Below are 18627 nucleotides of genomic sequence, written 5' to 3' on the forward strand. Positions count from 1 at the left end.
CAACGCCGTCAATTCCAACGCCGTCAAGCCACTTGTCGCTGGCCGGAGCCAGCGGTCGCGCCGCGGTACCAGTACTCGAGGGTCAGCACATGCCACAGATGCTTGGAGAAGTCCCGCTGCCCCGCGGCGTCCTCGGCGACCATCCGCTCCAGCGCGTCACGGCGCAGGATCCCGGAACTGACGAGCACACCGTCGTTGACCACCTCGCGCACCAGCGGTGCCAGATCCCGGCTCATCCAGGCCCGCAGCGGGGCGCTGAACAAGCCCTTGGGCCGGTACGCGATCTCCCTCGGCAGGACCGAGAGGGCCGCCTCCTTGAGGACGGCCTTGCTCTGCCGTCCGACGATCTTGCGGTCACCGGGCACGGCGAACGCCGCCTTGACCACCTCGACGTCCACGTACGGCACCCGCACCTCGGTCGACGCGGCCATGCTCGAACGGTCCGTGTAGGCGAGGTTCAGACCCGGCAGGAACATCCGCGCGTCGCCCAGGCACATGCGGTTGACGAAGTCGTCGAGTGCGTTGTCCTGGTAGATGTCCGCGTGCTCGGTCAGCACGTCGTCGACCGTCCCCGCCAGGTCCGGATTGACCAGGGCGAGCAGCTCGTCCTTGTCGTACATGGTGTAGCTGCGCCGGAACGCGGCCTCCTCCGACAGATCGGCGAAGGAGAGGAACCGCTTGGCGAAGCGCACCGAGCGGAACCCCCGGCGGGACGTGGCGACCGGCAGCCGGTCCACGGCTCTGGACAGGCCCCGCCGCAAGGGCCGCGGGACACGCTGGTAGCGCACCGCGAACAGGTTGGCCAGGTGCTTGCGGTAACCGGCGAACAGCTCGTCGGCGCCCATCCCCGAGAGCATCACCTTGACCCCGGCCTCCCGCGCGGCCGAGCAGATCAGGAAGGTGTTGATCGCGGCGGGGTCGCCGATCGGCTCGTCCAGGTGGTGCGTCATCCGCGGCAGCAGGTCGAGCACGTTCGGGGCGATCTCGATCTCGTGCAGGTCGACACCGAATCGCTCGGCCACCTGCCGGGCATAGCGCAGGTCGTCCGGCATCGCCTCGAACTTGGCGTCCTCGGCGCGGAATCCGATCGTGTACGCGGAGATCCCGGGCCGGTCGCGGGCCGCGAGCGCGGTCAGATAGCTGGAGTCGAGACCGCCGGAGAGGAAGGTCGCCACGGGCACGTCGGAGAGCAGGTGCTGCCGGGTGGACTCCTCGACGACGGCGGCCAGGTCCGGCAGTTCGCCGCTGCGGGCCCGCTCCTGCCCCTCGGCGGCCACGTCGCGCAGGTTCCAGTACTGACCGCGCTCCACCCGTCCGTCGGGCCGGCACCTGAGCCAGCTCCCCGGCGGCAGCTTCTCCGCCTCGCGGAACGCGCACCGCGAATCCGGAACCCAGTAGTAGAGCAGCGAGGCCACCAGCGCCGCGTCGTCCACCCGCAACGATCCGCCGGTCACGGCGGCGAGCGCCTTGAGCTCGGAGGCGAAGACCAGGCCCTCACCGCGCCGCAGCAGGAACAGCGGCTTGATGCCGAGCTGGTCGCGGGCGAGGACCAGTTCACCCGTCCTCTCGTCGAAGATCCCGAACGCGAACATGCCGCGCAGCCGGGGCAGGCAGTCGGTGCCCCAGCGCCGCCAGGCCTCAAGGAGCACCTCGGTGTCGGACGTACCGCGAAAGCGCACCCCGGAGGCCGCCAGCTCGGCACGCAGCTCGGGCGCGTTGTAGAGCTCGCCGTTGTACGTGAGGGACAGGGCGTCCTTGACCATCGGCTGGGCGCCGGTGTCGGACAGGTCGATGATGGACAGCCTGCGGTGCCCGAGCTGTACTTCGCCGTCACCGGCGGGATGGCCGTACCGCCCCGCCCCGTCCGGTCCGCGGTGGGCGAGGACATCGGTGAGCCGGTCGGTCACGGCCTTCCCGTCCGGCCATCGGTAGGTGCCTGCGATGCCACACATGTCTTACCGCGCCTCCTGGTCGCTGTCCGGGACCCGTACGGCCCTTGGGGGCCGCTCGGCCTGCTGCCGGCCGTCCCCCACTGCCTCGACGGCGTGGGAGGCACCCCCGCCGCCCCCGCCGCCCCCGCCGCCCCCGCCGTTCCGCCGGGCGAGGCGTGCGTCGTGGCCGCGCAGCGCGGTGTGCGGGCCGTCCCACAGGGTGCCGTCCGTCCGGTCCCGCGGATCGGGGTCGATCAACACCACACCGATCACCGGGATGAGCAGATCCGCGAGCTGCCGCGCCACGGTGTGCAGCCAGGCGGCGCTGCCGTGCCCGGCACGCACGACGAGGACGGTCTGCGAACCGAGGTCCTGCAGGCCGGTCCACGCCGTGCCGGGCACGACCGAGCCGACACCGATCCTGCGCGTCTGACGCGGCACGGCCGCGGCACGGTCACCGCTGACCACGGCCGGGCCGCCCGGCTCCTGGCCCCGGCCGGCGCGCTCCAGGGCCGGCAGGCCGTCGATGACGACCACCGGCTCCTGGGCCGACAGTGCCTTCGCCAGGTCCAGGGCGAGCACGCTCGTGCTGTGCGCACAGCCCAGCTCCAGGAGCGACACCGATTCCCCTGAGTCACGCACGGTGCGGGCCAGGGTCGATATGAGCCGTTCGCGCTCCGTACGGGTCCGTCGTCGCTGCCAGAACCCGACCCGGCGACGGGGCACGCGCCGCAGCTCCGCGATGACCGACGCCCCCAGGTTCGCCGCGATCTCCCGGCGCAGCACCGGACGGTCCGCCACCACCGAACCGACCGCCGCCACCGCGAGCCCGATGACGAGGCCGAGGACGAGTCCGATCGCTGAGTTGGTGGCAGCGGCCAGCGGCAGGGAGTGCCGCACCGCGCGCGGTGCGTCCACGATCTGCGTGCCGGAGATGATCCGGGGCGTCCCCATCCGCGCCTCCTCGGCGCGCTGGTCGAAGTCGGCGATCCGGGAGGTGAGTTCGGCCCTGCGGGCGAAGAGCGACTCCATGCTCGCCGACGACTCCGGGTCGCTCGAAGGCGTCCTGCCCCCGATCGACTCGTTGACCTGGGCGAGTTCGGTCCGCATGCGGTCGCGCTGGTCGCGCAGGGCCTTGGCCTCGGCCTTCGCGGCGTCCTGCATCCGCTGCACATGGTCGGCGACGAACGCGTCCGCCAACGCCTTGGCCCGGGCCACCGCCTGCGCGTCGCTGTCGCCTGTCACATCGATCCGCAACAGGTTGTTGGTCACGCCGGTGCCCCGGTAGTCCCGCATGAAGTCCTCCGGTTTCACCGGTGAGTTGAGGGACTTCAGGGCCTTGTCGGCGATCCGCGTGGTCTGCAGCACCTCCACGTCGGTGCGGATGAGCGTTCCGGTGTCGTTCGGCTGATCCTCCTGATGCGCGACGAGCACCTTGGCCACGGCGGTCGGCGGCGGTGGTCGCAGGACCGCCACCGCCGCGCCGATCAGCAGGCCGAGGAGCGCCAGGGAGCACCAGAGGCGGCGGCGCCTGCGCACCGCGACCACCAGCGCCTGAAGGTTGAGCAGCGGAGCGGCTGTCGACGGCTCCGGGGCCGTGTGCGTCGTCACGCCGAACCTCCCGTCGCGTGTCCGCGACCCGCGAGCGCCGGAGCGGCGTTCTCCGGAGGGCGCTCGGCAGGCCGCGCGGCACGGGCCCGTACCGGCCCGGCGACGACGACGCCGACGACCTCATGCCTGCCGTCCGCACACGCCCCGGCGAGACCGGCGAGCTCACCGGCGGTCCAACTGCCCGCGCTGAGCACGACCAGGGCGCCGGACTCGGCGTCACGGTCCGGCACCAGCGGCCGGGACACCGAGACGTCCACCACCCGCAGCTGCGGATCGCTCTTGGCCTCGGCGGCGAGCTGCTCCGCCGCCCGGCGGGCGATCTCGTCGCCGTCCGGTACGACGACCAGCAGCCGTCGGGAGCCCGGCAGTTGGATCCGGAGGCGGGCGCACACCCGCCGGTAGCGGAGCTGTCTGCCGGCCTCGTCGCCGGACGCCGGCGGGGTCGGCAGCTCCCACCGGGTGTCGACGCCGAGGAAACGGCGGGTCCAGGCGCGCGGGCCGCCGCCTTTCGGCCCGTGCGCGGCCCGTTCAGCGGGCACCTCGACGGTGCCGATGAGCGTCGACCCCAGCGCCGCGGTGATCTCCGACTCGGTGCGGAGCCGGTTGTTCGAACGTGCCGCGGTGAGATGGGCGATGACGGAGACCAGGAGGAACAGCAGCGCCCCGCCGACCACGAGCTGTGTCCTCGTCGGCGGTGCCTCGCCGGTCGGCAGGGCCGCGGGCCCCATGACGACCATGCCGGCCTTGCCGGTCGCCGGGTCGGCCTCTTCCAGCTTCTTCATGGCCTCCTCCAGCGAGGTGCGCAGCTTCTCGAGCGAGGTGCGCGCCTGCACGCTCTCCACGGTCTGTCCCGGATCCGCCGCATCTGCCAGCTCGGAGATGCGGCGGTTGGTCTCGGCGACCTTCTTCCGCAGCGCCTCGGGCCCGGTGGCCGTCGCGGGGTCGGCGCTGCCGCCCGCGAGCCGCGTGGCGAAGGTGACGAATTCCTTGGCCACACGGTCGGACAGCTGCTGCGCGCGCTCCGGGGTGTCGGCCGTACCCGAAATCGTGACGATGTTCCCGTCGGCGGCCTTGGCGCTCACCCGGTCGATGAGCTCGTCGCCGTCGCCGCCCGTCCAGTCGAGCGCGTCGGCGGCCCGGTCGACCACCGACGAACTGGTCGCCACGTTCACCTGCGTCAGCAGCTCGCGTTCCTCCCACTGCCCCGGCAGCAGTACCGACGCCGATGCCGTGTAGCGCGGTGGGAACAGCACCACCGAGGCGCCGTAGCCGACCAGGGCGCCCACCAGGGCGACGACGGCGAGCAGCCGCCAGCGCCTGCGGAAGATCCGCCCGACCGTGGCCAGACGTATGGTGTCGTCGCTCAACGTCGCCTCCTCCCCATCCGGCTCGGGGCGCCACCGACGTGTCCGGGGGCGGGGCAGGCAGCGGCGTAGGCGGCGAGCAGCGAGCGCTGTGAGTTCTGCCAGGACAGTGCTCCGCCGACCCGCTCCTGGCCGATCTTGCCCATCCGGGCCCGCTTCTCCGGATCGTCGAGCAACGCCGCGATGAGCCCGGCGAATTCGGCCTCGTCGTTGGCGGGCGCGTACACGGCGGCGTCACCGGCGGAGACGCGCGCCTCCTTGAGGTCGAACGAGACGATCGGCCGGCCCATCGCCATGTACTCCATGACCTTGTTCATGGTCGACACGTCGTTGAGCGGGTTGCGCGGGTCGGGGGAGAGGCACACGTCCGCGGTGGACAGATAGCGCACCAGGTCGGCGTCCGGAACGCGTCCGGTGAACTGCACCTGCTCGGAGAGACCGAGCCGCCCGGACAGCTCCACCATCGCGTCGAACGCGTCACCGGCGCCGACGAACACCGCATGCCAGTCGGTCCGCCCGAGGCCGTCGCGCAGCTTCGCCAGGGACCGCAGGGCGTAGTCGACGCCGTCCTGCGGGCCCATGACGCCCAGATAGCACAGCAGATGCTGCTTGTCGCGCTTCAACTCCGGCTCGGGCGGCACCGGTTGGAAGCGTTCGACCGCGGGCGCGCTGCGCACCACGAAGACGTCCTCCGGCCGCTGACGGCCACGGCGCACCGCGACGTCCCGATAACTCTCATTCGTGGCGAGCACCACGTCCGCGGCGCGGTAGGTCATCCGCTCAAGGGCGCACACGGCGCGGTAGAGCAGGTCCTCGCCGCGGCCGAACCGGGAGAGATACAACTCGGGTACCAGGTCGTGCTGGTCGAAGACGAACCGCGCGCCGCGCCGCTTCATCCACAGCGCGGGCAGGAACAGCAGATCGGGCGGGTTGCAGGCGTGGACCACGTCGACCGGTCCGACCTTCCGGGCAAGGCGGAGTGTGTGCCACAACGCCGAGCCGTACTCCCGCAGGTAGCCCGCGGGACCTCCGGTGGCCGCGCGCAGGGGGTAGCGGTGGATCCGCACCCCGTCGACCACCGCCTCCGGTTCCGTGTCGCGCTTCTCGCCCCGGGGACAGATGACGTGCACCGTCCAGCCGGCGTCGCGCAGTGTCGTGCACTCCTGCCACACCCGCCGGTCGAACGGCACCGACAGGTTCTCCACCAGGATCAGCGCGCGCCGTTCGGGCCGGCCGGCGCCGGTCGTGTCACCAGACGATGTGTTACCAAGCAAGGCCTATGTACCCCGGTTCGGTCCGGCGCGCCGCGGCGTCGGGTAGGTGGATGAGGTCGACGATCACCGGTCCACCGCCATGGGGCAGCGCCGAGAGGACGTCCGGGTCCTTGGTCCCGACCACGCACACCTCCGCGTGCTCGAGCACCTCGTCGACGGAGTCCGCGAGCAGGTGCGCGAGGTGCGGCAGCCGGTCCTCGATGTACTCGCGGTTGGCGCCGAGCAGCCGGGACATGCTGACGTTCGCGTCGTAGATCTTCAGGTCGTACCCCTTGCCGAAGAGCCGCTCGGCCAGCTCGACGAGCGGGCTCTCGCGCAGGTCGTCGGTGCCGGGTTTGAAGGACAGACCGAACAGCCCCGCCCGGCGCTTGCCGGTGCGTTCGACCAGCTCCACCGCGCGCTGCAGATGGTCGGAGTTGGAGGGCAGTACGTGGGACAGGATGGGCACCGAGACATCGGCCCGCCGTGCCGCGTGGACCAGGCTGCGCAGGTCCTTGGGCAGGCAGGAGCCGCCGAAGGCGAAGCCGGGCCGCAGATAGGCGGGGCTGATGTTCAGCTTGCGGTCCGCCAGGAACACGTCGATCACCTGGTGCGAGTCCACCCCGAGCGCCTGGCACACCGCGCCGAGTTCGTTCGCGAAACCGATCTTGAGGCCGTGGAAGGCGTTGTCCGCGTACTTGATCGCCTCGGCCGTCGGGACCGGCACCCGGAAGACCTCGCCGGGCAGACCGTCGTACAGCGCCGCCACCACGTCGCCGCTCGCTGGGTCGAGTTCACCGATGACGGTCTTGGGCGGGTCGTAGAAGTCCCGCACGCTCGTGCCCTCGCGCAGGAACTCCGGGTTGACCGCGACCCCGAAGTCCACCCCGGCCGTGCCGCCGACGTTCTTCTCCAGGATCGGGACCAGCAGGTTCAGACAGGTGCCCGGGAGCATCGTGCTGCGAAAGACGACGGTGTGCCGCCCCCCGTCCCGCTCGGCGAGCGCGGAGCCGATCTGCTCGGCGACCCGCTCCAAGTACGTGGTGCACAGGCTGCCGTTGGGCTCCGACGGCGTGCCCACACAGACCAGCGAGACATCGCTGCTCATGATCGCTTCGCGGACGTCGGCGGTGGCGCGCAGCGCCCCGGTCCGCACGACCTCGGCGATGAGGTCGCCGATCCGCTCCTCGACCACGGGGGCCTTGCCGTCGTTGACCAGGTCGACCTTCACCTGGTTCACGTCCACGCCGACGACCTCGTGGCCCATGCCGGCCAGGCACGCGGCCGACACACAGCCCACATAGCCGAGACCTAAGACACTGACTCTCACAACCCGTTCCTCCCCCCGGGCACACCCTTCCGGCGTGCCTTCAGTGCGTCAGCCGGACAGCTGAGCCGTGAACCCCCGCACATCAGTAGGCCCCCTGCCCCTGGAGCACCGCACGCAGCGTCTTCCACAAGATCACCGTGTCCAGGGCGAGCGACCAGTCCTCCACGTACCGCAGGTCGAGGCGGACCGCCTCGTCCCACGGCAGATCGCTGCGCCCGCTGATCTGCCACAGCCCGGTGAGCCCGGGTTTGACGAGCAGCCGCCGCCGGATGTCCGGGCCGTACGCGGCGGACTCCTCCGGCAGCGGAGGCCGCGGACCGACCAGCGACATCGAGCCGAGCAGCACGTTGAAGAGCTGCGGGAGCTCGTCGAGCGAGTAGCGGCGAAGCACCGCGCCGACCCGGGTCACCCGCGGATCGCGGCGGAGCTTGAAAAGCAGCCCCGCGCCTTCGTTGCGGTCGGCGAGCGCCGCACGTGCCCGGTCGGCCCCGACGACCATGGTGCGGAACTTGAAGATGGTGAACTCGCGGCCGTCCTTGCCGACCCTGCGCTGGCGGTACAACGCCCCACCCCGGCTGTCCACGAGCACGAGCAGTCCGACGAGCACCATCAGCGGCGCGAAGAGCAGCAGCAGGAGCGCCGCGCCCGTCCGGTCGACGACCCCTTTGATCGCTCGGCGCCCCCCGGTGAAGGTCGGCATGCTGACCCGAAGGAGCGGGATGCCGAGCACCGCGTCGACGTGCAGCCGCGGTCCCGCCACCTCCATCAGGACGGGGGCCACGACCATCTCGGCATCGCTGCCCTCGAGGTTCCAGGCGAGGCGCTGCAGCCGGTCCGGTGACCAGTGCGGGTCCGGTGTGACGGCGACGACGCGGTAGCCGTCGCGACGGACGTGGCCCGCGACGTCCGTCAGTGGGCCGACCACGGGAACTCCGTCCAGTTGGTCGCCGTCCACGCGGTCGCCGTCGAGCCCCAGACCGTCCTGCGTGCACACCGCCTCCACCCGCCAGCCCAGGTGCGGGAACTTACGGGTGCGAGTGATCAGGTCGCGCACGGTGGCCGGGCTCCCGGCGGCGAGCACCGGACGCAGACACCGCCCTTCCTTGCGCTGTTTGTGCAGCCACAGACGGAGCAGATACCGCTCGGTCATGGTGACGAGCGCGATCGCCGGGATCGCGACGAAGATCCAGAGCTTGATGTTGCGCGAGGTCAGGGCGATGCCGCCGAGCGAAAGCACGACGACCGCCGTGAAAAGTGAGCGGCCGAGCCGGCGGAATTCCTCCGCTCCCTGGCCGAGAACCGCCGGAGCCCATGACCGGCTCACCGCCAGCGCTCCCAATACGAGGAGCTCGGTGCCGAAGGCGAGAATTCCCCACTTCTCGTGCCAGTTGGCGGCGTCGCGGGCCCCGAAGAAGCTGCCGATCGACGCCACCACGAAAAACGTGGCGACGGTATCGCTGATGATCACGGTACGGCGGTACCGCTGCTCCCAGTCGCTCGCGGGCCTTCCGATTGCCCCGTTCGTCAGACGCCCGCGCGCCGACGGAAACGGGCTGACTAATTCCCCCTGCTGCACAGGACCCCCCACAGGTCGCCAGTGGCTCGGCGCCTCGGCCGAACACTGTTCCCGCAGGAGGCACCCCCGCCCCCCGCGCCGCGCTGTTCCTCCCCTCGGGAGGCCCCGCCCCCCGTACCTGACACCTCAGCTGTTCCCACATCCCGAGGCGCGCGGAAACCCGTCGAAACCTTTGGGTGCTCCCCAGCACCCAAGGACCCCTGTGGTCCGGCTTTCCGTAGCGTCGCGCCTGGAGATCATTAACGGTCGCTTCATGTCTGAACAGCTGAAGCACGGTCAATCTAGACCATTGGCGCCGGTATGAAGAGAGGATGTGTGGAATTTGTGGTCAAGCTTTGAATTTGGCTTTGTCGATCACTCGCCCGAGGGGTCCCGGCCCCGCGGGCGAGTGGGTTCCTGGACCTTTCAGGCTCCGGGGATCCAGTAGTTGTGCGCGGAATACGACGCGGAATCGCCTCCGGGGCCGGTCAGGCCGACCGACTCCGCCACGGGCGCGACCTTCTCGGAGAAGGCTTGCGCGTGCCGCTCGGACTCCCAGAGGTCGTAGATGTCCAGACCGTCGCTGCCGGGGACGCAGACATGGGCGATGCAGCCGTCGAAGACCTCGGGCGTCTCCTGGAGCTTGGCGTTGAGGGTGTCGTACTGCTCGGTGGTGACACCCGGCAGGGAGACATGCATGAAGATCGCCATGGCGGACGCTCCTAGTGACATGGGGGACGACCGGGCGAGGAGAGTCGCCGCACGGCGGCCGGCGCCCTATGGCCAGCACAGCACGTGCGTACACCGATGGCACCCACAAGTAATGCGTGCGGTCGTCCTCGCAGTGCGGACGCGTCATCCTGAGGGAGAGAACCGCTCGGCGATCACCGGCGGCAGGTCGGTGATGCCCAGGAGTCCTGCCACCGCCCGCCCCGTCAGGTCGTGCCACGCGGCGGCGCGGCGCAGCATGGCGTGATCACCGCCCCGCATCAGCACGGTGGCCGCCTCGGCGCCCGCGGCGCCGGCCCGCGCCGTGAAGTCCTGGGAGGACCTCGGGTCGGTCGTACGGTCCTGGTCCCCGTGCAGCAGCACCACGCGTCGGCCGCGCAGATGCGCCACCGGCTCCCCGGCGGGACACCAGGGCGCTAGCCCGACCACCCCTCGCACCAGCGGACTTCCGGCGGCGCGCAGTGCGGCGCGGGCCCCCATCGAATGCCCCACCAGGACCGTCGGTGCGCCGCCGGTGAGCAACTCCAGCTCGTCCAGGGCCCGCTGGGCGTCCCGCGCCGCGTCCGCGCGCTCGCCGTTCCAGCCCCGGACGCGGTAGCGAACCCGCGCCATCAGCACCGCGTCTCGCGACGTCGACCTGCGGATCGCCCGCTCGAAGAGACGCAGCCGCACGCCCGGCAGATTCCACGCCGGGGGCGCGGCGGTCCCGAACTCCCGGCCGCCGTGCAGCAGAAGCACGGCGGCACGCGGCTCCTTGACGGGCCTGCTCAGCTCAAGGACCGGGCGGTGGCCATCACGGAAGGGCACGTCGACTCCTCGACATCTCGGTGTCCGCGGACGCGGACGGTGGTGGTTGCCTCCGCAAGGCTGCCATCGGCACCGTCCGGTCGCGCGACCGCCCTCAGCGCACGGGACGCCGTCCGACCTCGTCCAGCCTCTCACCGTCCGTGAGACGTGCCCTTACGGTCACGTCGGGGCTCCGGGGGGCGTTGACGGCCAGTGTGCGTCCTTCATCGGTCTCGTCCACATCTCCGGTCACCTCGATCCCATCGACCTCGCGGCTGCCCGCGGCGAGGAGGTAGTGGCGTCCGGAGCCCGCCGTCCAGGACGTACTGGCCACGACATGCTGGCCGAACCGGCTGCAGGCCGCGGTGGAGTGCGCACGCCCGGCGACCTTCGCCGGCGCCGTGGCCGGCTCCGCGGAGGTGCGGAACTGCACGAGGACACTGCCGGGGCCGCGCCAGGTGGACGCGCGGGTGCAGGACCACACCGCCCGGCCGCCCCGCTCGGGCAGCTCCTGCTCGGCGAAGTCCCACTGGTTCACGGACCGCACACCGCTCTGCCGCAGCTCGGGCAGCCGGCACGCGGTGCGCGCCCAGCTGCGCAGCGCCGCATCGCTCGTCGCCTCGCGAGGCTGCCGGGCCGGGGCGCCGGTGCCGGGCAGCGGGGTGTAGCTGAGATGCGCGGGAGTGATGCCGCCCAGGTCGGCGACGAGGAAGGCGTGCTTCTCCACGATCCTGCCGGAGGAACGCAGTTGCAGCGCCGGCAGGCTGTCGCAGGCCCCTGCGTCCGACGGCTCGCCGACGGCGTCGGTGACACCTTCGTCCGACACGTCCAGCGGTCGGCCGGGGGAGTTGGGGGTCAGCAGGTCACGCGTCTGCGCCTCGGCGATCCACGGGGCGGTCAGATAGCGGAGCTTGCCCGCCGAGCGGCTGACGACGAGCGCGGCCGCCGTGGTCACGTCGGCTTCGTCGGAACGGGAGATGTCCAGCGACGCGGCGCCCGCCGAGGCGGCGGGTTCCGTGTAGCGGACGACGCGCCGACCGTCGTGGAACAGCACGACCGCGACCCGGCCGACGTCACCCGCGTACAGCAACTGGGTGCCGCCGACGGGAGGTTCGGCACTGGTGGCCTTCGCGACGCCGACCCGGGTGCCGGACGGCGGATCGGTCCAGACGCCGAGCGCGCGACGGATGAGCGCGTCGTCGTCGGTACGCGCGCCTCGGGCGGGCCACGCGGTGAAGTCCACGCGTGAGGTGTCGGCCCAGGCGTCACGGGGAGTGCGGAGCAGCTCTTCGGGGGCGATCGCGGGGCGGGCGTCCGCACTGCGGGAGGGCTTGCCCACGGGCCCGCCCACGACGCCGGTCAGCAGGGCGGCGCACCCGAGGGCGATGATCCCGATGGCCGACCAGGTGAGGTGGTACCGGCGCCTGCGGCGCAGCAGATCGGTCGGCCGGGTCTGTACGGAACAGGCGTCGAACTCCCGCGAACGCAGCAGCGCTTGAGCCGCCGCGCCCTTGGCGGCCCCCATGTCGCAGGCGGTGCGCAGGGCCTGCTCCGGCCGGGGTGCACCGGCCGCGGTGAGCAGCTCGACGACCTCGGAGCGGGGCAGGCCCTCCAGCTGGAGCAGCACGAACGCCGCACGTGCGGGCGCGGAGGCATCGGAGAGGGCCTGCCCCAGCGCGACCTCCTCGCCGCCCGCGCGAGGGAACAGCCGCAGCCCCCACACCACCGGGAGCATCGGCAGCAGCGTACGAGGAGGGGGCAGGAAGCCCGGCCAGCCGCGGGGACGGCGGTCGTGGGCGAGCGCCGAGCGCAGCACGCGTGCCCGCACGTGGGCCGCCGCGGGGTCGGGTATGCCCCTGCGCTGCTCGGGCACACGGGGCGTGGCACGCCCGACGCGGAATCCGGGCAACGCGCGCTGTACCAGCGCGTGGGCGACGAGGACCCGCCTGTGCCTTCCGAGGTCGTGCGGGAGGGTGAGGTAGGCGAGGCGTATGAGCCGGGTGTACTGGTCGACGATGACGGCCTCGGCCTGGTCACGTGCCGCCCGCCCGGACCCTCTGGCCGCGGGTCGCTGCGATGTGCTCATCGATCAAGAAGCCTTCCAAAGGCTGACGACGTTGCGTCCTGACCACGTTCAAACGAGTGAATCGTGCGATGGTCACAGCCGGTTCGCGGGAGGATGCGAACACGTGCCCGAAATGCAAGAGCGCCCCCCTGTACGCCCCCCATCACGCCCTGAATTGCGCCCCCTCGTGTTCATGGAACGCGCTTGCCGTGCAGGTCAGAACGCGCTTTCCGGGAGAAGGCGCCGAGCGGCGGGCCCAGCCCGGTTGGCTGATTTGGCGCGGTTCGGCGCGACCTTGATTCCGGCGCCCGCCGAGCGGGCCGCGAGGCGGCGCGTGTATCCAGCACCTATAAGTGGTCCGGGGATCTACCACCCCTCTGAGCGGCCACGGTGTCCAGGAGCGCCTGATTCCGCCGTGTCATCTCCCGCCCCCTCTTGCTCGTTTCGTACCGCTAAGGGTTCGCCATCTTTTTTCCGCCAGGTTTCACAGAATCCGCACAGACCCCACAGGTGGACCGCACTATGTGACGCGTCAGAGCGAGACGGACACACGCTGCGATGTGTGCCGTCTCGTTGGGGGGCGGGCTGTGGGGTGGAGACATGCCACCGGCCCGACCGTGGAGGGGACCACACACCGCATGAATCGCACCGCACGAGCGGCGGCTCTCGGCGCCGGCGCTCTGCTTCTCGCGCTCTCGCTGCCCGGCACTCCGGCCTCGGCCGCCGGGCTGCCACGCATCGACCTGCGCGTCCTGGTGGTGACCGACGGGGGTCCCGCCACCGCCGCGCTCACCGCCGAACTCGACGTCCAGGGCACGCCGTACACGACCGTCGACCTGCGGCAGAGCGGACGGCCCGTGATCGACGCCGCGTTCCTCGCGGACACCGTCGACGGCCGGGCGCGCGCCAAGTATCAGGCCGTCGTGCTGCCCAACGACAACCCGTTCGGCGCCGGTTCGGCCGAGATGGCCGCCCTTGCCTCGTACGAGCGGACCTACGCCGTCCCGCAGGTCGACGCCTACACCTACGCCAGGCCCGAAGCGGGCCTGCAGACACCCGAGTTCAGCGGTTCGCTCGACGGTGTGCGGGCCCAGGTGACCGCGTCGGGCAAGAGTGGCCCCTTCGGATACCTCGCCGGGCAGGTGCCCTTCGAGGACAACGCGCCGGACATCGGCGAGAGTTACGGCTTCCTGGCGAAGCCGGCGCCGGGCGCGGACTTCACGAGTTACGTGGACGCGCCGATCCCCGGCGCCGACGGCCGTGGCTCGCTCGTGGGGGAGTACCGCCACGACGGCCGGCGCGAGCTGGTGGTGACGTTCGTCTACAACCAGCACCAGCAGCAGTTCCGGCTGCTCGCCCGCGGCATCGTCGACTGGATGACCCAGGGCGTCCAACTCGGCTCGTCCCGCAACTACTTCGCCGTGCACGTCGACGACGTCTTCGGGGCCGACGACCGCTGGGACAGCGAACTCAACTGCACGCCGGGCGACGTGGACTGCCCGCCGGGCCAGGGGACCCCCGACCCCATCCGTATGACGGCGGACGACGCGGCCTACGCGGCCCAGTGGTCCAAGGGCCGTAAGTTCCCCCTCGACATGGCCTACAACGGCGGCGGCAGCGAGCTCCACCGCGAGGAGAACGGCGGCGCGGACCCCCTCGCGGACCGGCTGATCGCCGACCGTGGCGAGCACCGCTGGATCAACCACACGTACAACCACCCCTTCCTCGGCTGTGTCCAGGACGTCAGCACCGTGCCGTGGACCTGCGCGAAGAACACCGACGGCAGCACGCGCTACGTCTCCCGCACCGAGATATCCCAGCAGATCTCCGACAACCGCAACTGGGGCCGACGGGCCGGACTGCCGCTCCAGGAAGGCGAGTTGGTCACCGGAGAGCACTCCGGGCTCAAGGTCCTGCCGCAGCAGCCGGACGACAACCCGAACCTGAGCACCGCCCTGCGGGACAACGGCGTGACCTGGCTCGGCTCGGACAACTCCCGCGACCGGGGCCAGCGCCCGGTGGGCCCTTCGCTCACCGTGCCGCGCTACCCGATGAACGTCTTCTACAACGCGGGACGCACCAGCGAACAGATCGACGAGTACAACTGGATCTACACCCGCAAGGCGGACGGCGGCAGCGGTGTCTGCGAGAACTCCTCCGTCGCCACCTGTCTGGAGAACCCCCTGGACGCCACGACCGGCTACCAGGACCACATCGTGCCGGTGGAGTCGACGATAGCGATGGGGCACGTCCTGGCGAACGACCCACGGCCGCACTTCATCCACCAGTCCAACCTCGCAGAGGACCGCATCGCCTACCCCGTGCTCGGCTCCATCCTCGACACGTACGGCGCGCTGTTCGCGGACAACACCCCTGTGGTCAACCTGCGGATGGCCGACATCGGCGGCGAGCTGCGCTCCCGCACGGCCTGGGACACGGCGGTCAAGGCGGGCAAGGTCACCGCCTACCGCATCGGCGACAAGGTGACCGTCCAGGCGCCCTCCGGCGTGGCCGCCCGCGCCACCATGCCCTCCGGCACCGTCCGGCAACTCCTCCTGGGAACCGACCCGTTCGGGTCCGCCTACGCGGGAAGAACCTCCGGCTGGGTGTCCCCGGGGCTCCTCCAGAGCCGCGTCACACTCGACCTGCCGTCCGCCCCGGCGGTGGGCAGTGCGGCGGCCGAGCGGCCCGGCGTCACGAAGGCCGCGAAAAAGCTGCCTGTCCCGCCCGGCGCCACCACCTACGTGAAGCCCGGCACCGACGGCCACACACCACGGGCGCTGCCCACCCGGCGCTGACCCACCCGGTCGCACCCGGTGGCCGGCCGGCCCCTCCCGGCCGGCCGCCGGACCCATGACGGGCGCCGTCCACGCCCGCCCCCCCGGTAGTCCAGAGTCATCGCGCCACCATCCCCCCGCGCCCGTACGTCCCGCATGCCGCCGTTCACGGAACTCGCCCACCCCGGCCCACCGGGGCGGGCGCCGCCGTCGGCTCCCTCGCGTTCGTATCTCACCCGCGGAGCCCCACCATGTCCGACTCACCCTCGCCCGTGCCGATACCGGCACCCTTCTCCAGGCCCTCGTCCCGCCCCGCACGGACCCGCGTCACACTGCTGACCGAAGGCACCTACCCGCACAGCCACGGTGGTGTCAGCGTCTGGTGCGACCAACTCGTGCGCGGCATGCCCGACGTCGACTTCGGTGTGCTCGCCGTGACCGGCACCGGGCGCGAGAGCCTCGCCTGGGAGCTGCCGTCGCACGTCGACGAGCCCGTATGCCTGCCCATGTGGGGCCCCACCCCGCCCGGACACGCCCCACGCGGCCGCCGCAGGCGCCAACTCCTCGGCTCCTACGAGCAGTTCCTCACCGCGCTGCTCGACCCGGCCGCCGAGGACGGCTTCGCCCCCGCCCTCCACGACCTCGCCCGGCACGCCCGCGACGGCGCCCTGGCACCCACACTGCGCACCGACCGCGCGGTGCACGTCCTGACCTCCGTCTGGAACGCACCCGGGCGCGCGACCGCCGAAGCACGGCCGACCCTGCACGACGCGGTCACCGCCACCAGCCTGCTCGAACACGCGCTGCGCCCCCTGGCCGCCCGGCCGCCCGAGCGCGGCGTCGCGCACGCTGTCAGCGGCGGCCTCGCGACCCTGCCCGGCCTGGTGGCCCAGCAACTCCACGGTGTGCCCCTGCTGTTGACCGAGCACGGCGTGTACCTGCGCGAGCGCTACCTCGGCTACCGCACGGGCCCGTACAGCTGGCCCGTGAAGGCCGTGCTGCTCGGCTTCTTCCGGTTGCTCGCCGAAGAGACGTACCGCAGGGCCGCCCTGATCACCCCGGGCAACCGCTACAACCGCCTCTGGGAGGAGCGCGGCGGCGCGGAGCCGGCCCTCATCCGGACCGTCTACAACGGCGTGGACCCCGAGGCCTTCCCGCCCGCGGGCCCCGAACCGCGGACCCCCACCCTCAGCTGGGCGGGCCGGGTCGACCCGATCAAGGACCTGGAGACCCTGATCCGCTCCTTCGCCCTGGTCAGGCAGGAGATCCCGGACGCACGACTGCGCCTGTTCGGCGGCACCCCGCGCGGCGGCGAGGCCTACCGAGAGCGCTGCGAGGCACTGGCCGCCCAACTCGGCCTCGGTGACGCGGTGGTGTTCGAGGGCCGCGTCGAGCACATCAAGGACGCCTACTCGGCGGGCAACGTGGTGATGCTCTCCAGCATCAGCGAGGGCTTCCCCTTCACCCTGATCGAGGCCATGTCCTGCGGGCGCGCCACGGTCTCCACCGATGTCGGCGGGGTGCGCGAGGCCGTGGGCCCCACCGGCCTCGTGGTGCCGCCGCGCGCACCGGAGGCCATGGCGCGTGCCGTCGTCGAACTGCTCCGCGACCCCGCCCGCCGCGCCGCGATGGGCGAGGCCGCCCGGCTGCGGGTGATCGAGCAGTTCACGCTCCGGCAGACGGTCGACGCGTTCCGCTCGATCTACGAGGAGTTGGCCGCCGCCGGCCAACAGGGCGACCGGACCCTGGAGTTCGCGATGCAGCACTTCCCGGGCGAGGTGGCGGGATGAGCGGCCCGCTCCCTCTCAGGCCGCGCGGCGTACATGCCCGCCGCGCGGACCCCGGCCAGGCCGCGGGCGCGGACGACACCCTCGCCCTGCGCCTCGCGCGCCCGCCCCGGCCCCGCACCCGCCCCGGTGTCACGCTGCGCCCCGCCCGCGCCGACGACCCCGTCGACCTGCTCGCCGCCGAACTCGCCGAGGAGGCGGGCGCGGCCGTGCACCCCTACGAGGTCGCCGCGCTCCTGGAGTCGCAGGGCCTGACCGGCGACAGGATCCAGGAGACCTATGGCCACCCCGACCTGTTCTCGCTGGCCGACGCCGTCTTCCGGCGGGTGCCGCGCAGCCATCCGAAGCCGCCTGTGCCACCGGACCCCTGGCGTCCCGACCACCTGCGCTGCGCCATGCGCGGGCTGCTCTTCGCGCTTCCCGGTACGGCCTATGTACTGGCGCAGGGCGTTTGGGGGTCGGCCTCCGGGCTGTACGGTCTGATCGCCGCCGCCCTGGTGTCCTGGGCCTGGTCCCAGGCGCTGAGCCACCGTGCGTACAGCAGGCTCACCACCGGGCGCCACGAGGCAGGGCGCACCCTGCTGACCGGCGCGCCCCTCGGCGTCGTGGCCGCTTCGGTCACCGGTCTGCTGGTCGCGGGTCCCGGCCCCGCCGCGCTGTTCGCCCTCGGTCAGTCCTGCTATCTCGCCGCGGCCGGGCTGCTGCTGGTGCTCGGCCACGAGAAGCTCCTCGCGGCGGCGCTCCTGCCGGTCGTGGTGGCCGCCGCGGCTCAGCCGTGGTGGCAGCCGCCGGAACTCCTGCGCACCGGGCTGCCGTTGCTCACCGTCCTGCTCGCGGTGGCCGCCGCGGGGCACGCGCTGCGCTCGGCGCTTCGGGTGACCCCGGTGCCCGGCCCCGTGCCGCCGCTGGTGCGCTCGCTGCCGTACGGCCTGTTCGGTCTCGCGGCCGGTGCGCTGACCGCGGTGGCGGGACAGCAGGAGCCGTACGCCGTCATCGTGCTGACGCTGAGCATGGGCCCCGCCGAGTGGCTGCTCTACCGCTACCGGGGTCTCGCCGTGGCCGCCCTGCACGCCTCGACCACCCCCGGAGGCTTCAGGCTGCGCGCCGTGCGTGCGCTCATCGTGTGCGGCGGGGCCTACCTCGTGCCGCTCGCCCTGGGCGCCGTGCTCGTCGGCGCGAGCGCGATCCGGCTTCTCCTGCTCGGCGCCGTGCTGTGGACCGCCCTGCTCCTGCAGGCGTTCGGCGCGGGCTGGTCGTCCGCGGCGCCCTGCCTGGCCGCAGCGGTCGTCGTGACGGCGCTTCCGTTCACCGGCACCGTCTCGACGCCCACCGCACAACTCGTCGCCTGTACCGCGGCTGCCACGGCGCTCCTCGTGGTCGCCGTCGACCGTCTCGGCAGGCCCACGGCACACGCCTAACCGGGCCCAGCCGCCCGCACC

The 18627-nt window shown here is 72.1% G+C and carries 12 protein-coding genes; 3 read left to right on the forward strand and 9 right to left on the reverse strand.

The window, feature by feature from the left end:
- Positions 1-23 precede the first annotated feature (23 nt).
- From asnB to ABXJ52_RS32610, 9 genes are all read right to left on the reverse strand, one after another.
- Positions 24-1952 (reverse strand): asparagine synthase (glutamine-hydrolyzing), encoded by a 1929-nt coding sequence (gene asnB / locus ABXJ52_RS32570; RefSeq protein ID WP_367047006.1) that lies wholly within the window; start codon positions 1950-1952, stop codon positions 24-26.
- Positions 1953-1955: 3 nt separating this feature from the next.
- A complete protein-coding gene (locus tag ABXJ52_RS32575; RefSeq protein ID WP_367047008.1) occupies positions 1956-3542 on the reverse strand; it encodes a Wzz/FepE/Etk N-terminal domain-containing protein in 1587 nt (528 codons plus the stop codon).
- On the reverse strand, positions 3539-4909 hold the full coding sequence (locus ABXJ52_RS32580) for a Wzz/FepE/Etk N-terminal domain-containing protein (protein ID WP_367047010.1): 1371 nt from the start codon (positions 4907-4909) through the stop codon (positions 3539-3541). Before ABXJ52_RS32580 ends, ABXJ52_RS32575 begins: the two co-directional genes overlap by 4 nt.
- Positions 4906-6180: a glycosyltransferase family 4 protein gene (locus tag ABXJ52_RS32585; protein ID WP_367047013.1), complete on the reverse strand. Its 1275-nt coding sequence runs from the start codon at positions 6178-6180 to the stop codon at positions 4906-4908. Before ABXJ52_RS32585 ends, ABXJ52_RS32580 begins: the two co-directional genes overlap by 4 nt.
- Complete coding sequence (locus ABXJ52_RS32590) at positions 6170-7489, reverse strand: nucleotide sugar dehydrogenase (RefSeq protein WP_367047015.1); 1320 nt, start codon at positions 7487-7489, stop codon at positions 6170-6172. Before ABXJ52_RS32590 ends, ABXJ52_RS32585 begins: the two co-directional genes overlap by 11 nt.
- Before the next feature lie 82 nt (positions 7490-7571).
- Positions 7572-9065, reverse strand: a complete 1494-nt coding sequence (locus ABXJ52_RS32595) for a sugar transferase (RefSeq protein ID WP_367047017.1) — start codon at positions 9063-9065, stop codon at positions 7572-7574.
- 405 nt (positions 9066-9470) lie between these two features.
- Positions 9471-9755 (reverse strand): hypothetical protein, encoded by a 285-nt coding sequence (locus ABXJ52_RS32600; RefSeq protein ID WP_367047018.1) that lies wholly within the window; start codon positions 9753-9755, stop codon positions 9471-9473.
- Positions 9756-9899: 144 nt separating this feature from the next.
- Positions 9900-10580, reverse strand: a complete 681-nt coding sequence (locus ABXJ52_RS32605; RefSeq protein ID WP_367047020.1) for an alpha/beta fold hydrolase — start codon at positions 10578-10580, stop codon at positions 9900-9902.
- A gap of 94 nt (positions 10581-10674) precedes the next feature.
- A complete protein-coding gene (locus ABXJ52_RS32610) occupies positions 10675-12645 on the reverse strand; it encodes a hypothetical protein (RefSeq protein ID WP_367047022.1) in 1971 nt (656 codons plus the stop codon).
- A gap of 617 nt (positions 12646-13262) precedes the next feature.
- On the opposite strand from ABXJ52_RS32610, the gene ABXJ52_RS32615 reads away from it, so the two are divergent.
- The 3 genes from ABXJ52_RS32615 (at position 13263) to ABXJ52_RS32625 (ending at position 18606) form a co-directional block, all read left to right on the forward strand.
- Positions 13263-15422 (forward strand): hypothetical protein, encoded by a 2160-nt coding sequence (locus ABXJ52_RS32615; RefSeq protein WP_367047024.1) that lies wholly within the window; start codon positions 13263-13265, stop codon positions 15420-15422.
- A 230-nt stretch (positions 15423-15652) separates the two neighbouring features.
- Positions 15653-17191 (forward strand): GT4 family glycosyltransferase PelF, encoded by a 1539-nt coding sequence (pelF, locus tag ABXJ52_RS32620; RefSeq protein ID WP_367047026.1) that lies wholly within the window; start codon positions 15653-15655, stop codon positions 17189-17191.
- The gene (locus tag ABXJ52_RS32625; protein WP_367047028.1) at positions 17188-18606 is read left to right on the forward strand and encodes a hypothetical protein; all 1419 of its coding nucleotides are present in this window, start codon (positions 17188-17190) and stop codon (positions 18604-18606) included. The genes pelF and ABXJ52_RS32625 overlap by 4 nt, the downstream gene beginning before the upstream one ends.
- Positions 18607-18627 lie beyond the last annotated feature (21 nt).

It is taken from the genome of Streptomyces sp. Je 1-332 (genome assembly GCF_040730185.1).
Taxonomy (GTDB): domain Bacteria; phylum Actinomycetota; class Actinomycetes; order Streptomycetales; family Streptomycetaceae; genus Streptomyces.